This window comes from Niabella aquatica, assembly GCF_054779315.1.
On the sequence record NZ_BAAGYM010000027.1, the window covers coordinates 22,260 to 47,788 of the forward strand.

General features: G+C 41.8%; 15 protein-coding genes and 1 pseudogene. 12 read left to right on the top strand and 4 right to left on the bottom strand.

Annotated elements, in window-relative coordinates; genetic code table 11:
• Nucleotides 1-430 precede the first annotated feature (430 nt).
• The 5 genes from ilvA (at nt 431) to ACYVBM_RS17620 (ending at nt 11,847) form a co-directional block, all read left to right on the top strand.
• A complete protein-coding gene (gene ilvA, locus ACYVBM_RS17600; protein ID WP_460687012.1) occupies nt 431-1,684 on the top strand; it encodes a threonine ammonia-lyase IlvA in 1,254 nt (417 codons plus the stop codon).
• Between the two features lie 348 nt (nt 1,685-2,032).
• The gene (gltB, locus tag ACYVBM_RS17605; RefSeq protein ID WP_460687013.1) at nt 2,033-6,547 is read left to right on the top strand and encodes a glutamate synthase large subunit; all 4,515 of its coding nucleotides are present in this window, start codon (nt 2,033-2,035) and stop codon (nt 6,545-6,547) included.
• An 85-nt stretch (nt 6,548-6,632) separates the two neighbouring features.
• Nucleotides 6,633-8,138, top strand: a complete 1,506-nt coding sequence (locus ACYVBM_RS17610; RefSeq protein WP_460687014.1) for a glutamate synthase subunit beta — start codon at nt 6,633-6,635, stop codon at nt 8,136-8,138.
• 145 nt (nt 8,139-8,283) lie between these two features.
• On the top strand, nt 8,284-9,153 hold the full coding sequence (locus tag ACYVBM_RS17615; protein ID WP_460687015.1) for a GLPGLI family protein: 870 nt from the start codon (nt 8,284-8,286) through the stop codon (nt 9,151-9,153).
• A gap of 18 nt (nt 9,154-9,171) precedes the next feature.
• Nucleotides 9,172-11,847 (top strand): peptidase associated/transthyretin-like domain-containing protein, encoded by a 2,676-nt coding sequence (locus ACYVBM_RS17620; RefSeq protein WP_460687016.1) that lies wholly within the window; start codon nt 9,172-9,174, stop codon nt 11,845-11,847.
• 95 nt (nt 11,848-11,942) lie between these two features.
• Here the strand turns inward: ACYVBM_RS17620 and ACYVBM_RS17625 are convergent.
• Both ACYVBM_RS17625 and ACYVBM_RS17630 read right to left on the bottom strand, forming a co-directional pair.
• Nucleotides 11,943-12,101: pseudogene (locus tag ACYVBM_RS17625) on the bottom strand (DUF6515 family protein); the annotation flags it as partial.
• 45 nt (nt 12,102-12,146) lie between these two features.
• On the bottom strand, nt 12,147-12,737 hold the full coding sequence (locus ACYVBM_RS17630) for a DUF6515 family protein (protein ID WP_460687017.1): 591 nt from the start codon (nt 12,735-12,737) through the stop codon (nt 12,147-12,149).
• A gap of 169 nt (nt 12,738-12,906) precedes the next feature.
• Between ACYVBM_RS17630 and ACYVBM_RS17635 the strand changes: the two genes are divergently transcribed.
• The 5 genes from ACYVBM_RS17635 (at nt 12,907) to ACYVBM_RS17655 (ending at nt 19,199) form a co-directional block, all read left to right on the top strand.
• The gene (locus ACYVBM_RS17635; protein ID WP_460687018.1) at nt 12,907-14,028 is read left to right on the top strand and encodes a M42 family metallopeptidase; all 1,122 of its coding nucleotides are present in this window, start codon (nt 12,907-12,909) and stop codon (nt 14,026-14,028) included.
• 249 nt (nt 14,029-14,277) lie between these two features.
• Nucleotides 14,278-17,523 carry a TonB-dependent receptor gene (locus tag ACYVBM_RS17640; protein ID WP_460687019.1) on the top strand — a complete coding sequence of 1,082 codons (3,246 nt, stop codon included), beginning with the start codon at nt 14,278-14,280 and terminating at the stop codon, nt 17,521-17,523.
• 104 nt (nt 17,524-17,627) lie between these two features.
• Nucleotides 17,628-18,050, top strand: coding sequence for a hypothetical protein (locus ACYVBM_RS17645; protein ID WP_460687020.1), 423 nt, complete (start codon nt 17,628-17,630; stop codon nt 18,048-18,050).
• 119 nt (nt 18,051-18,169) lie between these two features.
• Nucleotides 18,170-18,691, top strand: coding sequence for a type II RES/Xre toxin-antitoxin system antitoxin (parS, locus tag ACYVBM_RS17650; RefSeq protein WP_460687021.1), 522 nt, complete (start codon nt 18,170-18,172; stop codon nt 18,689-18,691).
• A gap of 52 nt (nt 18,692-18,743) precedes the next feature.
• On the top strand, nt 18,744-19,199 hold the full coding sequence (locus ACYVBM_RS17655) for an RES family NAD+ phosphorylase (RefSeq protein ID WP_460687022.1): 456 nt from the start codon (nt 18,744-18,746) through the stop codon (nt 19,197-19,199).
• Between the two features lie 122 nt (nt 19,200-19,321).
• Here ACYVBM_RS17655 and rpsA read toward each other — a convergent pair whose 3' ends face one another.
• Nucleotides 19,322-21,313, bottom strand: a complete 1,992-nt coding sequence (rpsA, locus tag ACYVBM_RS17660; RefSeq protein WP_460687023.1) for a 30S ribosomal protein S1 — start codon at nt 21,311-21,313, stop codon at nt 19,322-19,324.
• 183 nt (nt 21,314-21,496) lie between these two features.
• A complete protein-coding gene (locus ACYVBM_RS17665) occupies nt 21,497-22,591 on the bottom strand; it encodes a DUF3810 domain-containing protein (protein WP_460687024.1) in 1,095 nt (364 codons plus the stop codon).
• 721 nt (nt 22,592-23,312) lie between these two features.
• Between ACYVBM_RS17665 and trpB the strand changes: the two genes are divergently transcribed.
• Nucleotides 23,313-24,506: a tryptophan synthase subunit beta gene (gene trpB, locus ACYVBM_RS17670; protein WP_460687025.1), complete on the top strand. Its 1,194-nt coding sequence runs from the start codon at nt 23,313-23,315 to the stop codon at nt 24,504-24,506.
• A gap of 247 nt (nt 24,507-24,753) precedes the next feature.
• Nucleotides 24,754-25,521 (top strand): tryptophan synthase subunit alpha, encoded by a 768-nt coding sequence (gene trpA / locus ACYVBM_RS17675; protein WP_460687026.1) that lies wholly within the window; start codon nt 24,754-24,756, stop codon nt 25,519-25,521.
• Nucleotides 25,522-25,529: the final 8 nt, after the last annotated feature.

Sequence of the window (25,529 nt, forward strand, 5' to 3'; positions counted from 1 at the left end):
AATCAAAGATATATACTTTTGGTTTCCCGTCAAAGCCGTTTGAAAAAATATGGATGCTTCGGTAATCTCTCTTAATCATACTTATATGAACTTGTTTAAACTTTTATGAAAACGTTCTTTTTTCTTGTAAAACACAACGACTTAACGACTCTAGGATTTGCGGCGCCAAATCAATGGGCAATGACATAGATAACTGTCATCGCATCGACCGTAAGGGAGATCTCTCAACGAGTAGTCTTATGTTGAGATTTCTTCGCTGTCGCTGCGAAATGACGATTGCTTATCAATTCATTATAAATACTACATTGTGCTTTTTGCCGTGCCGCGGGTGTTTTTGTAGTTGTATCAGGCATATTCTTTAAATTTTTCAAAAGTTTAAACAACTTCTATGTTCGTATTTTTGCGGCCCTTATTAAATAAGGAATAAATTATGTCATTCAACCAACTTTTAATAGAAGAAAGTGTTCAGTCAGCAGCACAACGTTTACTGCCCATCGTTACAGAAACGCCTTTACAGTTAAATGCTACTTTAAGCCGCCAGTTTGGAGCCAGTATTTATTTAAAAAGAGAAGACCTTCAGGTGGTTCGCTCTTATAAATTACGTGGCGCTTATAATATGATGAGCTCGTTACCAAAAGAGAAGCTGGACAGTGGTGTGGTATGTGCCAGCGCCGGTAATCATGCGCAGGGCTTTGCTTTCAGCTGCAAAATGCTGAATATAAAAGGTACCATATTTATGCCTTCTATTACTCCCAAGCAAAAAATAATCCAAACAGAAATGTTTGGCGGAGAGAATATAGAGATTATACTCACCGGCGATACTTATGATGACTGCGCCAATGAAGCGATAAAGTTCACTGCAGAAAATGGTATGACCTTCGTGCATGCTTTTGATGATATAAAGGTAATAGAGGGCCAGGCTACCGTTGGCTACGAAATTTTCAGGCAACTGGAAACTATTGACTATATAATTATGCCCATTGGCGGTGGTGGATTGTGCGCTGGTGTTGGAAGCTTTATAAAAGTTGTTAGCGCCGCTACGAAGATTATTGGGGCAGAACCCGAAGGAGCACCTTCTATGACCGAAGCACTGAAAGCAGGACATCCTGTTGAGCTAAGAAGTATTGACCGTTTTGTAGATGGCGCGGCAGTAAAACGCGTAGGGAATATTACCTTCGATATCTGCAAAGATATTTTGGACAAAGTGGTATTGGTTCCCGAAGGGAAAATATGTACCACCATACTGGAGCTTTATAACAAAGACGCTATAGTGGTAGAACCTGCGGGGGCGCTCTCTATTGCGGCATTAAGTTTTCTGGGAGATACTATTAAAGGCAAAAATGTGGTTTGTATAGTAAGCGGCAGCAATAACGATATTGATCGGATGCAGGAGATAAAAGAACGCAGCCTGCAATATGAGAAGCTGAAGCATTATTTCCTGATCAATTTTGCACAACGGCCAGGAGCTTTAAAGCAGTTTGTAAACAATATATTAAGTACCGATGATGATATCACCCGTTTTGAGTATATGCAGAAAACGAATAAAGAAAGCGGACCGGCATTAATTGGTATTGAGTTGAAAAATAAAAACGACTATAACGGACTTCTGGAACGTATGGAAAGCTCAGGCATACAATATAAAGAATTGAACAAAGACGATTCATTATTTAGTTATCTTGTTTAAGGTCGTAAAAGAATTATTAAGTCATAGGTAGATAAGTTTGCTGTTTTTCATTCAAACCTGAGATGAGAAATAATGAATACCGTAAATATTACCGGATATCCGCAATAAAATGTGCCTGTGTATTTAGCCTGTTCGTTCTTCCGGTAGAAAAAACTAGCCTGCTGCATATCTTATATAGAAAGATATTTTTCAAATAAATTGGAAATATTTTAGAAATATTAAAATATTTCATATTGCGGGTGAATATTTTGCCAAATATTCAAGTTTTTGAATTATTTTACACAACTCTCGATTGCCTTCTCCGTATTGAAAAGCCAAAATTTTTGTGTAAAACTTTTATAAGGAACTATGACAGAAAACAAAGGTCTTTATGACCCATCTTTTGAGCGTGATGCGTGCGGAATTGGTTTTGTTGCCAATATTAAGGGAAACAAAAATCATCAGACTATTTCAGATGCGCTCACCATTCTCGAGAACATGGAGCACCGGGGGGCCTGTGGATGCGAGGCGAATACTGGCGATGGCGCGGGAATTATGATCCAGATTCCCCATGAGCTTTTTTATGATGAATTGTTGCACCTGGGCATCACGCTTCCGGCAATAGAAAAATACGCGGTGGGCATGGTCTTCTTTCCTAAAGAGCCAAGGGTTCGGGAAGAATGTCGCGACATCTTTAACCGTGCGGCAGAAAAAATGGGCATGCGCGTTATCCACTGGCGCAAAGTGCCTGTTATAAATTCCGGGATCGGCCCCAGTGCTCTGAGCGTGGAACCCGCCATTGAACAGGTTTTTGTTGAACGCCCTGCCGGCGTAGAAACGGCGATCGAATTTGAAAGAAAACTTTTCGTTCTGCGTAAATATGCCACACATATAACAGGTAATGCTGTAAAAAAAGATCCGGTGGGATTTTATATTTCCTCGTTATCCTGTCGTACCTTAATATATAAAGGCCAGCTTACCAGCCACCAGGTGCGCGAATATTATAAAGACCTTTCTGATAAACGTGCTGTAAGCGCATTCGGATTGGTACACTCAAGGTTTGCTACCAACACCTTCCCGTCGTGGAGGCTGGCTCAGCCCTTCCGTTTTATAGCGCATAATGGCGAGATCAATACTTTACAGGGAAACCTGAACTGGTTGCGTTCGGCAGAATCCAGCTTCGAATCACCGTTATTTACAGACGAGGAAATGGACATGCTGGTGCCTATTGTAAGCAATGACCAGAGCGACTCGGCCTGCCTGGATAATATGGTAGAGTTGCTGGCTTTAACAGGCCGCCCCCTGCCACACGTAATGATGATGCTGATTCCTGAGGCATGGGATGGTAATGAAGAAATGGATCCGGTTAAAAAAGCATTCTATGAGTTCCACGCATGTTTAATGGAACCCTGGGATGGCCCCGCTTCTATTTCATTTACAGATGGAAAGATAATCGGCGCCACCTTAGACAGGAATGGCCTCCGTCCTTCACGTTATTGCGTTACTACAGATGGCCGTGTGATTATGGGATCTGAAACCGGCGCTTTGCCTATTGACCAAAGTATCATTAAGGAAAAAGGCAGGTTACAGCCGGGTAAGATGTTCCTGGTAGATATGGAGCAGGGCCGTATTATTAGCGATGAAGAGCTGAAACAGGACATCTGTTCAAAAAAACCGTACGGCGACTGGTTGAATCAATACAAGATCCGTTTAAATGAACTTCCGGAACCTCGTGTCATGTTCAGCGACCTGGGCGCAGACCAGATATTCAAATACCAGAAAGCTTTCGGCTTCACCTCGGAAGATGTTGAAAATATTATTATGCCTATGGCTACCGATGGTAAAGAGCCCATCGGATCTATGGGTGTAGATACACCGCTTGCTATTTTAAGCGATCAGCCGCAGCATTTAAGCTATTATTTCAAACAGCTATTTGCCCAGGTAACCAATCCGCCTATCGATCCTATACGGGAAAGAATGGTAATGTCGCTGGCAACTTTTGTAGGTAATAACGGAAGCTTATTAATAGAAGACGAAAAAGACTGCCATGTTGTTGCGTTAAAGCAGCCGGTGCTTACTAATTACGAGTTAGAGAAATTGAGAAGCATTGATACCGGCAGCTTCCAGGCTAAAACCATACAATGTTATTTTGTGGCTGACGGAAAACCTGGCTCTATGCGACGCGCATTAGACAGGCTCTGCCGGTATGCTGAAGATGCCGTTAATGACGGCTTTGAGGTATTGGTACTGCAGGACAGGGCCATTGATGGCAACCACGCAGCTATTCCGTCTTTACTGGCCGTATCAGCTATTCACCACCATTTAACAAGGAAAGGTTTACGTGGTAAAGTAGGCATTGTTGTAGAAGCCGGCGATGTTTGGGAAGTGCACCATTTTGCATGCTTGTTAGGCTTTGGTGCCACTGCTATTAATCCTTACCTGGCTTTCTCTACTATTAAACTATTAAAAGAAACAGGTAAAATAAATACCAGCAAATCTGTAGAGGAGCTTCATAAAAATTATATTAAAGCAATAAGCGATGGATTGCTGAAAGTATTTTCCAAAATGGGTATCTCTACACTTCAATCTTACCAGGGCGCCCAGATTTTCGAGATCATCGGGATCAATAAAGAGGTGGTGAATAACTACTTTACCAATGCTACTTCCCGTATTGAAGGCATGGGCCTCGATGAAATAGCCCGCGAAGCGCTGGCGAAGCATCATTTCAGCTTTACTCCTAAACAATTACCTATTGACTTGCTGCCCACCGGGGGATTTTATCAATGGAAACGCAAAGGAGAGGCCCACATGTTTAATCCGCAAACCATTCATTTGTTGCAGTATTCAACAAGGATGGGAGATTACAATACATTTAAAAAATATACGAAACTTATTGACGAGCAGGGCAAAAAAGCCATCACTATCCGCAGCCTGTTCGATTTTAAACGCTCCCGTCCTTCTATATCTGTTGATGAAGTAGAACCGGCAGAAAATATTTATAAAAGATTTGCAACCGGCGCTATGAGCTTTGGCTCCATTAGCTGGGAAGCGCATACTACACTGGCTATTGCAATGAACCGTCTGGGTGGTAAAAGCAATACCGGTGAAGGTGGTGAAGATGAAGCCCGCTATACACGGCTGCAAAACGGCGATAGCATGCGCAGCGCGATCAAGCAGGTAGCCAGCGGCCGTTTTGGAGTTACGAGTTTGTATTTGACTGAAGCCGATGAGCTACAAATAAAGATGGCGCAGGGTGCGAAGCCCGGAGAGGGGGGGCAGCTTCCCGGTCATAAAGTAGATGACTGGATTGGCCGTACCAGGCACTCCACTCCGGGTGTAGGACTTATTTCTCCACCTCCGCACCACGATATTTATTCTATTGAAGATCTGGCTCAATTGATATTCGATCTTAAACATGCCAATCGCCATGCACGGATCAATGTAAAGCTGGTGAGTAAGGCAGGGGTAGGTACTATTGCGGCAGGTGTAACAAAAGCAAAAGCCGATGTAGTGTTGATCGCCGGACATGACGGTGGTACCGGAGCATCGCCGCTAAGTTCTATACGCCATGCAGGATTACCCTGGGAACTGGGAGTAGCAGAAGCGCAGCAAACCCTCGTTAAAAATAAACTTCGCAGCCGTGTGGTTTTACAAACCGATGGGCAGATGCGTTCAGGCCGGGATATTGTTATAGCTACTTTATTGGGTGCTGAAGAATGGGGTATTGCTACTGCGGCGCTTGTGGTAGAAGGCTGTATCATGATGCGTAAATGCCATCTGAACACCTGTCCTGTAGGCGTAGCTACACAGGATCCTGACCTGAGAAAACGTTTTTCAGGTACTGCGGATGCCGTTGTGCATTTCTTCAAATTTATCACACAGGAAATGCGGGAACTGATGGCCGAACTGGGCTTCAGAACCGTTAATGAAATGGTAGGTCAGGTTGATGAATTAAAAATAAGAGAGGGTATTGATCATTGGAAATATAAAGGCTTAGATCTTTCACCTATTCTTTATAAAGAGCCGGCTGAAGAAAATGTTGGCATCTACAATTACGAAGAACAAGATCACGGACTGGATACGATTATCGATTGGAAATTTATTGATGCTGCTAAACCTGCCCTGGAAAATGGTACACCGGTAAAAGCTTCATTTGATATTGTAAATACGGATCGTGCCGCTGGTACCGTATTATCTCACGAGCTTACCAAAAAATACCGGGATGCAGGTCTACCTGAAGATACTATCCACATTCAGTTAAAAGGTACTGCCGGGCAAAGCTTTGGAGCTTTTTGTAATAAAGGAATTACACTCGAACTGGAAGGTGATGCAAATGATTATTTCGGAAAAGGTTTAAGCGGGGCCAAACTTATTATATATCCGGACAAAAATGCTGGCTTTACTCCCGAAGAAAACAGCCTTATAGGTAATGTGGCTTTCTATGGTGCCACAAGCGGTGAAGCTTATATCCGGGGTAAGGCGGGGGAAAGATTTGCGGTACGTAATTCCGGTGCTACAACGGTTGTAGAAGGAGTGGGCGATCATGGTTGTGAATACATGACCGGTGGGCGTGCCATTATCCTTGGGCCTACCGGCCGCAACTTTGCAGCAGGTATGAGCGGCGGTATTGCATATATTTATGATGCTGCTCAAAAGTTTGCAGGTAACTGTAATATGGAAATGGTTGAGCTGGACCCGGTAGATGCAGAAGACGCTGTTTTCCTGCAAAACCAAATAGAAAAGCATTACCACTATACCAATAGTACAGTAGCCAAATTCGTTCTGGATGATTTCGATAATCAGCTCAAAAACTTCGTAAAAGTATATCCAAGCGAATACAAAAAAATCATGCAGGCTAAAGTAGAGCAAAAACAAATAGCGTAAAACAGATCATAGAAAATAGTTCATGGCGCATAGGGTTCGTACTATACCATGAACTATAGACTATGCACTATTAACTAAATAACAAATGGGTAAACCAACAGGATTTTTAGAATTTACAAGAGAACTTCCATCGAAAAAGCCGGTGGAAGAAAGGCTCCAAAACTACCGCGAATTCGTAGAACTATTCCCCGAAGAAAAGCTCAATCACCAGGCAGCACGGTGTATGGATTGTGGCATCCCTTTTTGTCATAGCGGATGTCCTTTAGGAAATGTAATACCTGAGTTCAATGATGCCGTTTATAGAAAAGAGTATCGGGAGGCATACGAAATATTATCTTCCACCAATAACTTTCCCGAGTTTACCGGACGTATCTGCCCGGCACCCTGCGAAATGAGCTGTGTGCTGGGAATCAATCAGCCACCGGTAGCGATCGAAGAAATTGAAAAGCATATTATAGAGATAGCATTTGAAAAAGGCTTTGTAACAAAAAAGGCCCCTAACGTAAGAACCGGCAAAAAAGTTGCGGTTATTGGCAGTGGCCCTTCGGGCCTTGCTGCTGCTGCACAGTTAAACTATGCCGGTCATACGGTTACAGTATTTGAACGGGATGAACAACCGGGTGGTTTATTGCGCTATGGTATTCCCGATTTTAAACTGGAAAAATGGGTTATTGACCGCCGTATCAATTTAATGCAGGAAGAAGGTGTTACCTTCAAATGTCATGCTAATGTAGGTAAAAATGTAAAAGTAAATGACCTGATGCGCCAGTATGATGCCATTGTTTTGGCCGGCGGCAGTACGGTACCACGTGATTTGCCGGTGCCAGGCAGGGAACTAAAGGGTGTTCATTTTGCAATGGACTTTTTAAAGCAGAACAATAAACGTGTTGCGGGTAAAGACTTTTTAGCGAATCGGGATATAGAAAGCAATATACTGTCTGAAGAGCTTCTGGCAACCGGTAAAAATGTGGTAGTAATAGGTGGTGGTGATACCGGCAGCGACTGTGTAGGTACCAGTAATCGCCACAGAGCAGCATCAGTAACACAATTTGAGCTTTTGCCTATGCCTCCCAAAGAGAGAACAGATGTAATGCCCTGGCCTACTTATCCTATGTTATTAAAAACAACCACAAGCCACGAAGAAGGGGCACAAAGGCATTGGAGTATTGCTACGAAAGCGTTTATCGGCGATGAAAACGGCAACCTTAAAGCCCTGAAAGTGGTGGATCTCCAATGGACCACTCCTGCACCGGGGCAACCTGCCAAATTTACCGAAGTAGCTGGTAGCGAACGAGCATTACCTTGCGAATTAGCTTTGCTGGCAATGGGCTTTGTTCATCCGTTACATACAGGAATGCTGGAAGAATTGGGCGTGGAACTGGATAACAGGGGCAACGTAAAAGCGGCTGAGTTTGACTATCGGACCAATGTATCCAAAGTATTTACCGCTGGTGATATGCGCCGCGGCCAAAGCCTTGTAGTATGGGCTATTAGCGAAGGCCGTGAATGCGCCCGTAAAGTAGATGAATACCTGATGGGAAGTTCTGTGCTGGAAAGTAAAGAGCAGTCAATTCTGATGTCGTTCGAGTAGAATAGAAATTGTTTTTATAAGTCTTAAAAGTGTGGCTCCGGCCACACTTTTTGCTTTCGGAGGACTTCGGAAGTATTAGTCAGTATTAAAATGTTTTTGATATTTTAATATTATTACGATAATTTCGTAATTAAAATATTTATTAATGATTAAGATGTTTCGTTACATAAGCTTGTTTTTCTTTACTTCCATATTATTTCTGAATGCCCGCACACAAAGCGTCAGGACGCAAAGAATAGTGTATGACTTCATTTTTCAGAAGGACACTAACGATGCCAGCTCAAAAACAAAAGACCAGTACGTTTTGGATATTTTTGATACCCATAGCAAATTCGTGAGCGTTACGAAGTTGAAAGGCGATGCTTACATTGACAGCCTTTCCAGGGCAATAGAAGCACAGGGCGGCATCCAGAATGTAAAATCAATTAACATAAACAAGAGTAATATGGGAAGTGGGGCAGGCTATGAGATCTATAAGTTCAACGATGGTAAAATAAAAGTTCAGCAAAAATTCATGAGAAACATTTATGGCTATGAAGAAGACCTCTCGGCGCTAAGTTGGAATGTAACCGATAGCTCGGCCAAATACGGACAATATAACTGTCAGCTGGCTACAACAAACTATGGGGGCAGGAACTGGAACGCTTTATTTACAACTGAGATCCCTGTTAATAATGGGCCTTACAAATTTTCGGGGTTGCCGGGCCTGATCGTAAAAATGTGGGACGACAAAGAGCAATGCTTGTTTGAGCTGGCTGAAATAAAAAATATAACTGACGGTAATGATAAGATACCGGCTGCTGAAATAGTAAAGAAAGGCGAGTTTAAAAAAGTGGAAGAAAACGCTCAGGCGCAGGCACGGTCCATTGCTTCTGGCATGTCAAGTCCTGGTGGAGGCACAATTACCATGAGGGTTATTCGTGATCAGAACGGAAATGAAATATCTGCTGAAGAAATGCAGCGCAGACGTATGGAAGCCGAAAAGAAAAACAATAACCGGCTCGAGCTTTTATAACAATACAAGATTTTGTTTATGATGAAAGGGGTTGCCCTGCTGCTGTGCACAGGCATAACAGGAATACTATGTGCACAGGTTACTATCAGCGGCAATGTGAAAAGCCAGTCGGGAAAACCGTTGGCCAATGCCAGCATTATTATAGGGCCGGTTAATACTAACAAAGTACTGGCCTTTAAAATGACAGATTCGAATGGCCAGTTTAATTTAACACTTCAAACCCCGTTAGATTCTGTACAGGTAAAACTCAACCTGATGAATCATGAGGCCGAAACGAAAGTCATAGCCAATAAAACGCAGGAGCTTTACTTCATTGCCAGGGAAAAAGCGACTATTCTGGAAGAAGTAGTTGTAAAAGAAGCAATGATATATAAAAGGGGCGATACCATTGTGCACGATGTAGAGCAGTTTGCCAACAAAAACGACCGTACGCTGGCTGATGTGATCAAAAAAATGCCTGGCCTCGAAATAGATGAAGGCGGCAAAATAACGTACCAGGGAAAAGATATCAATCAGTTTACCGTAGAAGGAAAAGACCTGATGCAGGGCCGGTACGGGGTCATTCCTAATTCAATTCCCTACCAGGATATAAGCAAGCTCGAAGTGGTAGCGAACAACCAACCTGTAAAGATGCTGAAAGATAAAGTGCCTTCCGAAAACGCAGGTATTAATCTTAAGCTAAAAAGGGAAACAACCTGGACGGGAACCGGTGGACTTGGACTTGGCTTTTCTCCTTTTTTGTGGAGTGTTAAGCTTACCCCCTTACTGTTTGCTAAAAAAAGGCAGGCATTGTTCAACTTTAAATCAAACAATACAGGAGAAAATATTCTTGCTGAAACGGGTAATTTCATTGGCCTTTCAGGGTTTACTGGTTTTTCTCAGGAAAACAGTACGGGTAATTTTCTGAACGTATCATCGGTAAGCCCTCCTGCTTCCATACCGCAAAGCCGTTACTGGTTTAACATATCGCATGCAGTTTCAGGAAATTTTCTGCAAAGCCTGAAAAACGATTGGGAAACTAAAGCCAATATACAATATATCTACCATGAGTTGGATTTGGCAGGTACTGTGCAAACTACTATTACCAATCTGGATGCTTCCGGCAATGCGTTGCATACAGTAAATTATGCGAGGAGCAGCGAACTGAACGATATTGCCAGAAGATTAAAGGCCACTTTATCATTGAACCGAAATGCAAAAAATAACTACTTTAAAAATGATCTGATTTTTGCTATGGATAGAAATGCTGCGGATGCTACTATCTGGCTAGACAGGCGTCCAGCCTATCAGAAAACATACTCCAACGGCTTTTCCATACAAAATTCCTTGAGCACTATTCTTCCGATAGATAAAAAATCGAAGTATTTAATAAGCCTGCAATCTTATATCAATTATATAAATGATCCTGAATGGTACAAGGTTGATTCTTTAAACGCACTGGAGTTGTCTGATGCAGATATGCAGTCGTCTTTATCTATAAAGCAACTAAAACGATCAGGTACTTTTAATACAAATAACTCTGCTGGGATGGTGTTTACAATAAAAGACTTTACGATAGCGCCAGCTATTCGGTTCAGGTATGCCAATGAGTTATTAAATACTGATCTTGAATTAGAGCAACCTGGTAGAAATATTCTACAGATGCAGCCACCCTGGCTGAACAGCCTACAATTAGAGAATTATAACGCACAGGCAGCTGTTGCCATTAACATGAAAAAAGAGGTGTTCCGTTTTTCACTAAACCTTCCTTTATCTAATAACAGTATCAATGTACAGGATAGCGAAAATGCATTTGCAAGAGACCTGAACAGATGGCTGTTTCAACCTTCTTTCTTTGGAGAAGTATTAGTTAAAAAGTTCACTTTTGCTGTAAATGCATCAAGAAGCAACAGGTTCAGCACTTTAACCACTATATATCCTGGTTATGTGTTTAGCGCTTTAAATTTTAATGCGTATCAATCGCCAATAGAAGAAGCAGCTATAATGAATGCCGGAGGAAGAGTGGCGTATAAAAATCTATTATCTAATATAGATGCAAATGCCGGTTATAGCTACAGCCATAATAGTTCCAATATGATGTTATCAACACAGATCGCTAGTAACGGCCAGCAGGTAACTACAGGCATCCTCAGGGATAATTCGGGAAACAGCAGTAATATATTTTTCAACTTTGGCAAATACATGAAAGCAGCGCTTATGAATATTGGTCTTGGATACAGCTATGCCCGGTTTGAAACGATGAACCTGCTTAACGATAATTTGTTTACTTCAGTAAACCTCAGTCAAACTGCCAGCTTTAAAATGGAGAACAGTTATTTAACCTGGCTGATAGGCAACTACAGTTTTGTTTACGGCCATTCCAAAAGAACAGACCGTGGCAGCAACTATTCTTCCGCTTCAGTAATCCAGTCCGGCCGCTTGGCTTTTTATATTTTTAAAAATGGTTCTGTTAATTTTTCCGGAGATTGGAACCAATATACTATCGGGGGGCAAAAGTTTACTAATGAATTTGTAGATGCATCTTACAGGCATACATTGGGCAAGCGGAAAGTTGACCTTGAGATAAAGTGGATGAATGTTTTAAATACAAGAGCATATGAGCAGGTTGTTATTAATAATATTCAAACCAATATCACACAATTTAGCTTGCGCCCTTCCCAGGTTTTGCTTAGTATAAGAATGAATTTGAGGTAAGCAGTACGTTTATTTTAATAGGGGTAACATACTGAAATAAAGAAGCCGCCCGGAAAGGGGCGGCCTAAGCTTTAAACAAAAAAACAATCAACAATTTACTTTACATCAACGACCTCATATACGGTTCTATCATACTCGGTTACTTCTTTATAATAGACATTATTGGGAGAAAGGAACAATTTTTTGCCGTTCACAACTACCTGTTTGCTATCGCGTGGCAGTTGATCCAACCGGTCTCCCACTTGTGGTTTTACAGTATAAGCCTCATTTTTGCCGGTAACAGATGGATTATGAGTGCCTTAATTTACAGTAACAGGCCCATCATCGGCAGCATTATAACTTTCATCAGATGAGTTATAGTCGTTTTCCCCCGTATTTAACTCCCCGTTCTTTCCGACTATTATATACGTGGGCCTGCCATCTGCATCCCTATCTTTATAATAGTAAGTGCCATTTTTTTCATAATAATATTTACCATCAATCTTCTGCAATTTTGCTCCTAATGGTAGCCGGCTTACTTCAGCTCCTAAAGGCATATCTACTATTTCGAAACCGCCGTCCTGCCTTTCACGAAAATAAGCATCGCCCTTTCGATAATAGGTAATGCCATTAATCTCCAGCTTTACGGCTCCCGGCGGCATACTTCTTACCATTGCACCAGGGGGCGGTACTACAACGCCAACATTCACTCCAACTCCAGGCCCCCAGCCATAACCCCACACTCTGGGACCATACAACCCACCCCACATACCGCCAATACCTATCGAAACCATTGGCCGGGATCGATATACGGGGCGCCCCCTGTAAATATGCCCGCGTTGGGCATTAGCCTCCATTTCAGCCAGGAGGAAGGTAGCAAAGAGCATGATAGTAAATATAAATCGCTTCATTTGTGTACGTTTATATATGTATGTGACGATCTGCTTCGTAAAAAGGATGCGCAGCCCAATTGCATTTTTGTTAAAAATGCTGCTGCCGGGAATGAAACATGTAAAATTGATACAGCAGTCTGTAAAATTGAAAATTGTTATGTACGTTTGAAGCTAATACTGTTTTACTATGGCAAAAGAAAAGAGCAATAACAAGAAAGAGACAAAAAAAGCACCTGTAATCACTTCGGCATCGTTTGAGTTTTTAAAGAATTATATTAATAACGCATCTCCGGTAGGTTTTGAAACCTGGGGGCAGAAGCTTTGGCTTAAATACCTGGCTCCTTATATCGATGAGCAGTTTGTAGATCCTTATGGTACAGCTGTGGGAGTTATTAATCCGGGACAGCCGTTTAAAGTAGTGATCGAGGCTCATGCAGATGAGATCAGCTGGTTCGTGAATTATATCACGGATAATGGTCTCATTTTCCTCAAAAGGAACGGAGGCGTAGACCACCAGATAGCACCCGGCCTGCGGGTAAATGTGCATGGTAAAAAAGGAGTGGTAAAGGGTGTATTTGGATGGCCTGCTATACACACACGTATTGGAAAGGAGAATGAAACCCAACCTAAGGTAGAGAATATTTGTGTTGACTGTGGTGTAAGGAGTAAAAAGGAAGTGGAGGCATTAGGTATACATATTGGAGCCGTAGTCACTTACCAGGACGGTTTTGATGAGCTGGCAAATGACTTTTATGTAGGTCGTGCCTTTGACAACAGGATAGGTGGTTTTATGATTGCAGAAGTAGCACGTTTATTGAAAGAACGTAAAAAGAAATTACCGTACAGCCTGTATATAGTAAATGCTGTTCAGGAAGAAATAGGACTTCGTGGCGCCGAAATGATCGCCCGCCGTATAAAACCCGATGTAGCGATTATTACCGATGTAACGCACGATACCGGCCATTTTATGATCAATAAGAAGATCGAAGGTGATGTAGCTTGCAGCAAAGGCCCTTCTTTAGCCTATGGACCCGCAATTCATAACAAGCTGCTGGCCTTTGTAGAAAAAGTGGCTGAAGACCATCAAATACCGGTGCAATGGAGAGCATTAAGCCGAAGTACAGGAACAGATACCGATTCTTTTGCTTATGCCAATGACGGATGCCCTTCTGTCCTGATTTCTATGCCTTTGCGGTATATGCATACCACGGTAGAAATGATCCACAAGGAAGATATAGAAAACACCATTCGCCTGATGTACGAAACATTGCTCCAGCTGACGCCTAAAACCAATTTAAGCTATCTATAAATATTGCATATAAACAATTCTTAATTCGAAACCTGTCAAAAATTCTGGCAGGTTTTTTACTTTTTTTGATAAGCCTAGGCTTGAAATGTTGAATAATCTTGAATTATGTATCTGGTGAGCTTTAGAAAATGATTAAAAGTTGATGTTAATCAAGATATTTATATGTTAAGAAATGGTTACAATTTGTTAACACAAGAGGGGTAAATGTTAAATTTTATTGCTTTTCTTTGCGGCTTAAAATCATTTTACATGGTGAAAAAAATTCTGTTTTTAATGTCCCTCACATTTCTGTTTGTGGGCATTACTTATGCACAGGTGACGACCAGTGGTGCATCTGGTACTGTAAAAGGAATCAGCGATGAGGCCCTCATAGGAGCAAACGTTGAGTTGACCCACATTCCAACAGGAGTTAAATACAGGACTGTTACTAAAACCGGAGGAAATTTCTATATTCAGAATATGAACCCGGGAGGCCCTTATGTTCTGGAAATATCCAATGTAGGTTATGAAACCTATAAGCTGACGGATATTAACATTCCGTTGGGAGAAGTGTACCAGGCCTCTGTAATTTTAACCAATACATCACAGCAATTATCGGAAGTAGTTGTTTCCGCTATGGGCAATAACCGGAGAGTAGGCGCAGCTACTAATATATCACGGACACAGATTATTAATTTACCCAACATTAACCGTAGCTTAATGGATGCTACCAAGCTGACCCCACAAGCTAACGGAGGAAATTTTTTGGGTATGAGCGGCCGCTATAATAATATCACAGTAGATGGTTCTGTGTTCAATAACAACTTTGGTTTGGGATCAAATCCATTACCGGGCGGTGCTTCTCAGCCTATTTCTATTGATGCGATCGATCAGATCCAGGTCAATCTGGCGCCTTACGATGTTCGTCAGGCCGGATTTACAGGCGCAGGAATTAACGCAGTTACCCGCCGTGGTACCAATGAACTATATGCTACTGTTTATGACTATTACAAAAATCAGAGCTTTAACGGTAAAAAGGTGGACGGAACAAAACTGGATGATGCATTAAAATCATCATCGAACATTTTTGGGGCCAGCGTTGGCGGACCGATTATTAAAAACAAGCTGTTCTTCTTTTTAAACGGAGAGATAGACCGCAGGACCAGTCCTGGCCAATCATGGGTACCCTCCAAGACTGCAGGCGATAAAAATCCAAACGCTGTACCGAACGTATTAGAGTCTGATATGGTAAAACTCAGCGATCATTTAAAGTCAAAATATGGCTATGAAGCAGGTTCCTTTTCAGGGTACGATTTCAAAACGATCAATAGTAAATTTCTGGCCCGTATAGACTGGAATATCAATGACAATAACCGCTTTTCAATCCGGTATAACCAGGCCGAGACTTCAGATGATGTGCTGATCAATACCAGCAGTGGCCCTAATCCCAGGATTAATAATGGACGAAGGGGAGGAAAGTCAGGTGGTTTGGCATTTTCAAATGCGAACTATAAGCAAAACAATAATGTTTACTCTATAGTTGGAGAATTGAACAGTAAATTCAACAGTAGCGTATCAAATCAGTTTTTAGCTTCTTATACTAAAGTTCACGATTTCCGGGAAACCCCTGGTAATCAGTTCCCGTTTGTTGATATTATGCGTGATGCTGATAATGTACTGATCAGCTTTGGTTCGGAGCTGTATTCTTATAACAACTATGTAAAGAATAACACTTTGAATATTGCAGACAATGTTAGCTGGAACCTGGGCAGACATAATATTCTGGCTGGTGTTAGTTTAGATTATATGACTTTTGAAAACTCATTCGCTAATTTTGGTGGCCAAAGCTATTATCGTTATGCTTCATTGCAGGATTTTATTGATAATAAAGCTCCTACTGTTTTTGCGCTCACCTATAGTAATAAAGATAAGGCTGCTGTTCAGGCGGCTAAAGCCAATTTTGCCCAGTTTGGTTTCTATCTGCAGGACGAATTTGCTGTAAACGATCGTCTTAAACTTACTTTTGGTGCCAGATTTGATCTGCCGTTTTATCCTGGTGATAAAGTATCGAATGATTCATTATATGCCATTCCACTTCGTGATCCGTCAGGTAAAGAATTCAGGGCGGATGTGGGTATATGGCCTAAAGCAAGGGTGTTAGTATCTCCAAGGGTAGGCTTTACTTATATTGCAGGCGAAGACAAGAGCTGGACTGTAAGAGGAGGTACCGGTATTTTTACAGGAAGAATTCCGTTTGTATGGCTGGTAAACCAGTCCTCAGACAATGGTGTTCTGAATACACAGGTAACTTATACGTCTGCTAATGCTAACATGAACGACTACCTGTTTAATCCAGACAGAACCGCTCATGCACCTGCTACGCTGCCCTCTACTATCGGAATCATACCGGGGTCTTATTACAGCGTTACGGCTCCCGATTTTAAAATCCCCCAGGTATGGAGAAGCAACTTAGCTGTTGACAAAAATTTAGGGAATGGATTTGTTGCGACTGTTGAAGGTATTTACTCTAAAACAATTAACGGGGTGTATCACTATAATGCCAATTTGGGAGATGTGAGCGGCCCCCGTACCGGATTTGGCGGTGATAACAGAAATATTTATAAAACTTCCTATAGCTCGAAAGTGGGACAGGTATTTGTGATGGATAATACTTCTAAAGGATACTCCTATGCGCTTACTGCTCAGTTGGCTAAAAGGTTTTCCAAAAACTGGCAGGCTTCAGTAGCATACACTTATGCAGAAGCAAAAGATATATCTCCTAATAATGGTGACCGGTCTCAAAGTAGCTGGACCCAAAATGCTATTATAAATAACCCTAATGATCCTGAGCTGGGTTATTCTATGTATAATATACCACACAGAGTAAATGCTTATGCTTCGTACAGGTTTGAGTATGCCAACAAGAACATAGCTACAACGCTTAGCCTGTTCTATTCCGGTTCTTCCCAGGAAAGATACCTGTACCGGTATGGTGGTAATATTAATGGTGACGGAGCCACTAATGACCTGTTTTTTGTACCTGAAAGCAGAACGGACTTAGAAAATCAATTTACAACGTTGACAATAAAGAATGCTGCGGGGGCAGTTACAGCAACTTACACACCTGTTCAGCAAGCGGATGCTTTTTGGGCATTTATTGAGAAGGACAAAAATCTCAGAAACCGGAAAGGGCAATATGTGGATAGATATGATGCGCTGCTTCCCTGGGTAAATCAATTAGATTTCAGGTTACTTCAGGACATTGCTCCTACAATTGGTAACAAAAAGCATACATTACAGTTAAGTGTTGATATACGTAACGTATTAAATATGCTGAACAGCGGCTGGGGTAACAGGTATACCTATAATTACGGAGGTTTCTCTGATCAGGGCATTCTTGGTGTTAGTAGTGGTAAATACACTTTCAATCCAACCGGTGCAGAAACCGTGTACAGTAAATACTATAATTTAGCAAGTACCTGGAATATGCAGGTAGGTATTCGCTATATTTTTTAATCAATTATATATTTAACAAAAAACCGGCCTTGTGCCGGTTTTTTTTATTCACAATTGTTGCATTCCGATAAATACATCCGTTCTAAAGAAGAGAAACAGAAATTATGAAATCCTTGTATTTATTATTTATCGCCACAGTAGTCCTTTCAGTATCCTCCTGCAATAAAGAAAAATTAGAAAAAAATGAATTTTATGGATTGTGGGAGCGGCGTACATCCACCTCCTTTTATCCTTGGTCTCATACAACGTATCAACCCGGAAACGGAAACTATCTTGAACTAACAAAAACTGGAATACTAAAACATTATGCAGACGGAATTGTAGAATCTACTCAAAAGTATAGAATTTACCGGAGGGAGATTACTGAATGTAATTGGAACAATGTAAAAGAATACTGGGCTATCGAATATGAAAATGGTACTTATAGAAGCTTCGATGCAATAAAAACAAACGGAGATACACTGACTATTTCCACTCCACCCTGCATGCAAGATGGTGGTAGGGGCACGTATGTACGAATCCGATAAATAGCTTTTCCCAAATTTTAAAAACCGACACAAGCCCGGTTTTTTTGTACCTGAAGTGTTTAAAGAAAAATTTTTATTTTCAGACAAATGTCCGTAATTTTAGGACATATAAGCAGAGTATGAAAAGCCGAAAAAATACACATCATTATACAAATGAAGAAGAAATACTCCCTGTTATGGAAGAGGCCGCTGTAGCTTACAATGTTGCCAATAAAAATATAACCGGGCCTTTGGCACTTTTAGGTATCCATAATAATTCCCAGGGGCTGTATAACACAGCGGATTTTATTACTTATATCCGGACGGGTGTACCCAAAAAGGCGTTAGATCACCTTGCCGGGGAAATAGATCTTTCTGCCGCAGAAGTGGCTGCGATCATACATACTTCGGAAAGAACATTACGTCGCTATACCCCTTCTCAAAAATTAAATGCAGATCAATCTGAGCGGGTATTGGAGCTGGCGCGCCTGTATGCAAGAGGCGCTGAGGTTTTTGAAAATATGGAGTCGTTTAAACTATGGATGGAATCGCCGGTAGGTGCACTGGGTAATAAAAAACCAAAGAGCTTTCTAGATACCTCTATGGGTATCGCCCTGCTTATTGAAGAGCTTGGCCGTATCGAACATGGAATTTTTGCTTAAGAAGCCGGAAACCCAAAAACGGAACTTAATGGAACCAGTAACCTGCAACTAAATGAAAGTTTACCGAATCAGCAAATGTAAATTCATTGATGATCTTAGCGGAACGGGTGCATCGCTGTATTCAGGCCGATGGCACCATAAAGGAACTTTTATACTTTATACTGCGCAATCACCTTCGCTGGCTATGCTGGAAAGTGTGGTACATATCACCACGATCGTGCAGCTTAACCTTTGCATGGTTTGCCTGGAGATACCTAATGACAGCATTGCCGAGATTTCAGCAGAACAACTTCCAGATAACTGGTTTGTAAATCCACCACCCGACAATATAAAACAAACAGGCGACCGGTTCATTAAAAATAGAAAGCACCTGGCATTGAAAGTACCATCGGCTGTGATGCCCGAGGAGTACAATATATTGCTCAATCCCCAACATCCTCATTTTGAAAAAGTAAATATCCATTATTCGAGGATGCTGCGTGTGGATGAGCGCTTATTTAAAAGATGACAAATTCCTTCATACGCTGGCGTATGATTCTGCTTTTCTTGACAGGTCTGACCGTTCCGGTCTGGCACGGTAATAAAAATGCCCCGGCAATTCCGGGGCATTGAAATATCAGGAAAAATGAATTAGGCTTTTTCTTCGCCGGCTGCGCTATCTTTTTTAGCTGCGGCTGCGTTTGATGCTTCCTGGTCCATTTTCTTTTTCAGATCTGCCAGTACGCCCAAATCACCTAAAGTGGCTTTCTCTACTTTGCTTTGAATAGATTTAACCGCTTTCTTGGTTTTCTCAGCTTCAGCGCGTTCCGCTTTCTTGATGCCTTCACGTTCTGCGTATTGTTCCTGTTCCCAAACTCTGGCATGAGAAACAACGATACGCTTCTCGTTACGGTCAAACTCGATTACTACAAATTCTGCAGTTTCATCCAAACCTAAAGACTTACCATCTTTGGTAGTCAGGTGACGGTTGGGAGCAAATCCTTCGAGGCCGTAAGGCAACTGAATCGTAGCACCTTTGTCGTCTTTACGGGTGATGGTTCCTTCGTGGATGCTGCCGATAGCAAAGGTATCCTGAAGGGTATTCCAGGGATCTTCTTCCAGTTGTTTATGTCCTAACTGCAGTTTGCGGTTTTCTTTATCAATACCTAAAATGATTACATCGATTTTTTCACCCACTTTAGTGTACTCACCCGGGTGGTTGAAACGTTTTAGCCAGCTCAGGTCGCTGATGTGGATCATACCACCAATACCTTGCGCCAGCTCAACAAACACACCATAGTTGGTAATGTTTTTCACTTCGCCTTCATGCTTGGTACCTTCAGCAAACCTGCTTTCGATATCGTTCCATGGATCTTCTGTCAATTGTTTGATAGAAAGGCTCATTTTGCGGGTATCCTTATCTAAAGTAACGATCTTCGCTTCGTGCTCATCGCCCAATTTGAAGAAGTCTTTAGCATTGATCGGCGTGTTAGCCCAGGTAATTTCACTTACGTGAACTAAACCTTCAACACCAGGATAGATCTCTAAGAACGCACCGTAATCTTCTATGTTCACTACTTTACCTTTTACAGTGTTGCCTTCTTTAATATCTTCAGGCAGCACATCCCAGGGGTGCGGTGTTAATTGTTTTAAGCCAAGGCTGATACGTTTTTTCTCGTCGTCGAAATCTAATACCACCACGTTCAGTTTCTGATCCATTTTCAACACCTCGTTCGGGTGAGAAATACGGCCCCATGAAATATCGGTGATATACAGTAAGCCGTCTAAGCCGCCCAGGTCCATAAATGCACCGAAATCGGTGATATTCTTAACGGTACCTTCCAATACCTGGCCTTTTTCCAGCTTACCAATAATTTCTGCACGTTGTGCTTCCATATCGCTTTCGATAAGCGCTTTATGAGACACCACAGCGTTCTTAATGGTTTCGTTGATCTTAACCACTTTGAACTCCATTGTTTTACCTACGAACTGATCGTAATCTGTAACAGGTTTAACATCGATCTGAGAACCGGGAAGGAAGGTTTCCATGCCAAATACATCAACAATAAGTCCGCCTTTGGTTTTAGAAGTAACCAGGCCGGTAACCACTTCGCCTGTTTTGTTAACCTCAACAATTTTTTCCCATGCACGTGTGGTGCGGGCTTGTTTGCGGCTCAGGTTCAGGTGTCCGTCCCTGTCTTCTTTTTCAACGATCATCACTTCTACCTCATCGCCTATTTTAAGGCCGGCCATGTCGCGAAACTCGTTTAAAGAAATAAGGCCATCACTTTTGAAACCAATGTTCAAAACCACATCAGTATTGGTAAGGCCTACAACAGTACCGTTTACCAGTTCACCATCGTTCAGCTGAATGAAAGTGTTTTCATAAACTTTGTCGTACTTTTCTTTTTCTTCTTTAGAGTAAGAAGAAACATTGCGTTTGTCTACACTCCAATCGAAATCGTCGTGCGCACCCTCCTGTTCGGCAGGCGGGGTTTCCACCTTTTCAGCCACCGGAGTTGCTACAGGAGCTTCTTCCACAGGTGCTGTTGTTGTCGCTGCAGAAGCTTCTTCCACCGGTTGTTCGGCAGCGCCCGCGTTCTCCTGTGCATCAGCGTTTAATTGTTTAAAATAAAAATTCATAAAAAAATCCGAAGGGTTTAAAAATTCGGAGGGCGAAGGTACGGATTATTTCTGGAATCAACATGTTTCGTTTAATCAAGCGCACGTTATTTATCGAATTGATAATCAATAATTTAAATTATTTTTCGACAAAGGTTGGGAAATTGGAAAGACTTTTGCGAATTATAAGGCAACCTGATAAGCTTAAATAGCTTCCGTACCCAATTTTTTGTAGTAAGCGATCAGCCAAATGACCACGTCGTTATAGGACTGCCTGCCCCTGGGCTGGTTGTTGGCTTTTAAAAAATAGCCATAAAATTTATCAATATAAGGCTCTGCCGGGTTCTGGTATTTCTTATAAAAAGCAATATAGTCGGCCTTGTCTTTTTTTACCTGCATATGCAATGTGCTGTCGTAAGCATTAGCCTTCGCAGAGTCTATATAAGCCAGTTCCCGGATGGCATAATGGTACATGTCAAAATAAACGGAATACCTGAAATGAACTGAAGGGTGTAACCTGCAGGATAGGAATCCTACAAAATTAGCTTCGCTTTCTTTGGCATAACCCAACTGGTGGGCGATCTCATGAGCTGCTACAAAAGGTTCTACAGATGGAGGTATGGTTGTATTTACCTGTGCTTCCCCGGTAAAAGGGTTATAATAGCCCTGGAAACCCATATAATTACCCAGGTAACTAAACAGGGATGGCTTTACCGAATAACCTTTGTAAGCGAGAAAAGGATACTTTTCTCCCGCTATGTTATACAACAATGAAGCATTCGAAAATAAATTCTTTTTAGTTTTAAAAGAATCTCTGGTTGCGGGTGTAAGCTGTTTGGCGTAATCATTCACACGGTCTCTTAATAAATGAACCAGTGTATCCAGGTCTTTGGCAGAGTATTGTTGCTCTTTAAGGCCCAGCTGGCTTGCTATGCCTGCCCGCGAATAATTCAATCCCCACAAACTGTAAAACAGCACATACACAAGCAGCCATACAAATACTGTTCTCCTGAGTGTGCGTAGCATATACGACCGGGAATATCTTTGAATTTTAGCGTGTTTGATTACTGTCAAAACGCGATGAATGGCCCAAATAACAAGAGCTGTATAAAGTATGTCTCCTGCACTAAAAGGCAGCCAGCCAAAGAGATACCTCAGCACTATTGCAATAAACGGGTATATGCCATACGTATAATATTCCTCAACCCAGGCAGAATGGAACGATATGATTTTAATTCCAATAGCGAATACCAGTAATATTGCCCAGCTTAGCCGTTTTATTGTCACACGCTGCGTCATAGCTTCAAAAATAAATAACAGATGGGTGAAGCGTTAAGAATTTTATATAAATCTGCCTTAAAAAAATGGGAAAAATACCCGGATATTTAGCGGTAGTGTTATCTTACATTCGCTGTTTAGAAATAACATTTTTTAATATTTATATTAACAGCTAGATAAAATGAAAACCAAGAATATACTGTTTTTAGTTAAGGTAGTTTTATTTCAACTGCTCAAATCTATACGAAATGTAGCTATTGGAAGAAAAGCCGTCATTGTTAGAAAGGAGTTCATAGATTATTATGCCATGTATCATTTATCATAATTGTTGGAACGCTTCTAATGTGCTGAAAACAGATTGTTCAAAAGTATACGTAGCGTCTTCAATACGGGCTAATAATTTTACTTGTGGAACGGCGATAATCAGGTGAAAGTATTATACCGCATAATGGCAAATTGTACGGTGTACAAGGTTTTTTAATAAATCCGATATCTAATTGTTGGTGAAAAACGTCAGCAATGTCGGCTCGGTGCTGTCGCTCTTATGACGGACAGCAAAAATGTTATGCACCATTGTACTTATTGAACTATTAATAACTATCTTTGCGTTACAATGGCGATAGATAAATTACATATTATTGCTTCTTCTTTTTGCTGGCGTTGGCGCCGCTAAATATTCTTTGCCATTTTAATGGCGTGCAGTTTTCTTATCTTTACATCCCCTTAAAATTTATTGACTATCATGCAGGCGACTTATAAAGAGCCCGACAAGCAGGGTTACTATGGAGAATTTGGTGGCGCTTATATCCCCGAAATGTTGTACAGGAATGTGGACGAGCTTCGTTCCAATTATTTAGATATTATCAACAGCGCCCCTTTCCAGGAAGAATACCGTTTCTTATTAAAAGATTATGCAGGGCGCGAAACTCCTTTATATTATGCAGGGAGACTATCTCAAAAGTATCATACAAATATTTACCTGAAGCGGGAAGATCTTTGCCATACGGGCGCCCACAAAGTAAATAATACGATCGGGCAAATATTGGTTGCAGAGCGTCTCGGTAAAAAGCGCATCATTGCAGAAACAGGTGCGGGACAACACGGGGTGGCAACTGCAACTGTCTGTGCCCTCAAAGGGTTGCAGTGTATCGTATATATGGGAGAAAAAGATATTGAGCGCCAGGCACCTAATGTGGCACGGATGAAAATGCTGGGCGCTACAGTTATTCCTGCCACCAGCGGAAGCAGAACTTTAAAAGACGCTACCAACGAGGCGATCCGTGACTGGATCAACCATCCTGAAAATACCTTTTACATTATCGGGAGTGTGGTAGGTCCGCATCCTTACCCCGATATGGTGGCCCGTTTTCAAAGTGTGATCAGCCGGGAGATACGTGCACAGCTAAAAGAAAAAACAGGTACAGAATTACCTAAAGCCGTTATTGCCTGTGTGGGTGGTGGCAGCAATGCGGCAGGTACTTTTTACCATTTTTTAGATGAGCCTTCTGTTGAGATCATAGCTGTGGAAGCAGCGGGTTGCGGTGTAGCATCGGGTATGAGCGCCGCTACTACACAATTAGGCAAGCCGGGGATTTTGCACGGCAGCAAAAGTTTTGTAATGCAAACCGAAGACGGCCAGGTAGTAGAACCGCACAGTATTTCGGCGGGATTGGATTACCCGGGTATTGGGCCCATGCACGCCAATTTGTTTACTACCGGGCGCGGCAAATTTTTAAGCGCTACGGATAAAGAGGCGTTAGATGCTGCATTTGAGCTGGCCAGGCTGGAAGGCATTATTCCTGCACTGGAAAGCGCGCACGCGCTGGCTGCATTAGATCAAATCAGGTTTGATAGAGATGATAATATCGTGATTTGTTTAAGCGGACGCGGTGATAAGGATATGGAAACATATATGAAGGAGTTGAATAAGAAGTGAGTTGAGTAGTCAATGATAAATAGTGAGCAGGTGCTTATAATACATGAATTGAAAGTGCTGCCCCCGGCAGCAGAATACCTGCTTGCAACAGGATATAGCGTTAATGTTCTCCAAAAGTCCGGAGGAATCTTCCGAATACCTCCTCAGAGCGTTGCTTACTTCAACAAATGCCCCTGTATCATCCTTACATATTTTTTCGCCAACGTTGACCGGTGATCTGAAACCAGTAACTTGAAATCAGAATAAAATGAGCAGATTAACTGAAATTTTTAAATCAGGAAAAAAGATCTTAAATATTTATTGCACAGCGGGGTTTCCTAAGCTGGACAGCACGCTGCCGGTAATGAAGGCATTACAGGAAAGCGGAGCGGATATTATAGAGCTCGGAATGCCTTACAGTGATCCGCTGGCAGATGGAGAAACCATCCAGAAAAGCAGCGCTGTTGCACTGGCCAATGGAATGAATATGCAGGTGTTGTTTCAACAGCTTGCAAATATGCGTGACCAGATCACCATACCGGTAGTATTAATGGGGTATATGAATCCTGTACTACAATATGGATTTGAGAATTTTTGTGCAGATGCTGCCAAAGCGGGTATTGACGGGCTCATATTGCCCGATCTGCCCCAGCATGAATTTGAAAGAATGTACCGAGCTATTTTGGAAAAATATAATTTGCATCTTATTTTCCTGGTAACGCCCGAAACTTCGGAAGAGCGTGTCAAAAAACTTGATAGCCTGAGCAGCGGTTTTTTGTATGCCGTATCTTCTTCTTCCACAACCGGCGGCGAAAAAGATTTTAATGAGGTTGAAAAATACCTGCAACGGTTACAAAGCTACCAGCTGAAGAATCCGGTGCTGGTAGGCTTTGGCATTAAGGATAAGAAAACCTTTAATGATGCCTGTAAGTATACAAATGGCGCAATTATTGGTTCTGCATATATAAAGATCATCCAGCAGGCTCCATCACCTGAGGTAATGACAAAATGCTTTATACAAAGTATCCTTAATTAACAAATTGC

Bases quoted from the DNA above. Each gene is read 5' to 3' on its own strand.
- ilvA (WP_460687012.1), top strand. From the start codon at position 431: ATGTCATTCAACCAACTTTTAATAGAAGAAAGTGTTCAGTCAGCAGCA.
- gltB (WP_460687013.1), top strand. From the start codon at position 2,033: ATGACAGAAAACAAAGGTCTTTATGACCCATCTTTTGAGCGTGATGCG.
- ACYVBM_RS17610 (WP_460687014.1), top strand. From the start codon at position 6,633: ATGGGTAAACCAACAGGATTTTTAGAATTTACAAGAGAACTTCCATCG.
- ACYVBM_RS17615 (WP_460687015.1), top strand. From the start codon at position 8,284: ATGATTAAGATGTTTCGTTACATAAGCTTGTTTTTCTTTACTTCCATA.
- ACYVBM_RS17620 (WP_460687016.1), top strand. From the start codon at position 9,172: ATGATGAAAGGGGTTGCCCTGCTGCTGTGCACAGGCATAACAGGAATA.
- ACYVBM_RS17630 (WP_460687017.1), bottom strand. From the start codon at position 12,737: ATGAAGCGATTTATATTTACTATCATGCTCTTTGCTACCTTCCTCCTG.
- ACYVBM_RS17635 (WP_460687018.1), top strand. From the start codon at position 12,907: ATGGCAAAAGAAAAGAGCAATAACAAGAAAGAGACAAAAAAAGCACCT.
- ACYVBM_RS17640 (WP_460687019.1), top strand. From the start codon at position 14,278: ATGGTGAAAAAAATTCTGTTTTTAATGTCCCTCACATTTCTGTTTGTG.
- ACYVBM_RS17645 (WP_460687020.1), top strand. From the start codon at position 17,628: ATGAAATCCTTGTATTTATTATTTATCGCCACAGTAGTCCTTTCAGTA.
- parS (WP_460687021.1), top strand. From the start codon at position 18,170: ATGAAAAGCCGAAAAAATACACATCATTATACAAATGAAGAAGAAATA.
- ACYVBM_RS17655 (WP_460687022.1), top strand. From the start codon at position 18,744: ATGAAAGTTTACCGAATCAGCAAATGTAAATTCATTGATGATCTTAGC.
- rpsA (WP_460687023.1), bottom strand. From the start codon at position 21,313: ATGAATTTTTATTTTAAACAATTAAACGCTGATGCACAGGAGAACGCG.
- ACYVBM_RS17665 (WP_460687024.1), bottom strand. From the start codon at position 22,591: ATGACGCAGCGTGTGACAATAAAACGGCTAAGCTGGGCAATATTACTG.
- trpB (WP_460687025.1), top strand. From the start codon at position 23,313: ATGCAGGCGACTTATAAAGAGCCCGACAAGCAGGGTTACTATGGAGAA.
- trpA (WP_460687026.1), top strand. From the start codon at position 24,754: ATGAGCAGATTAACTGAAATTTTTAAATCAGGAAAAAAGATCTTAAAT.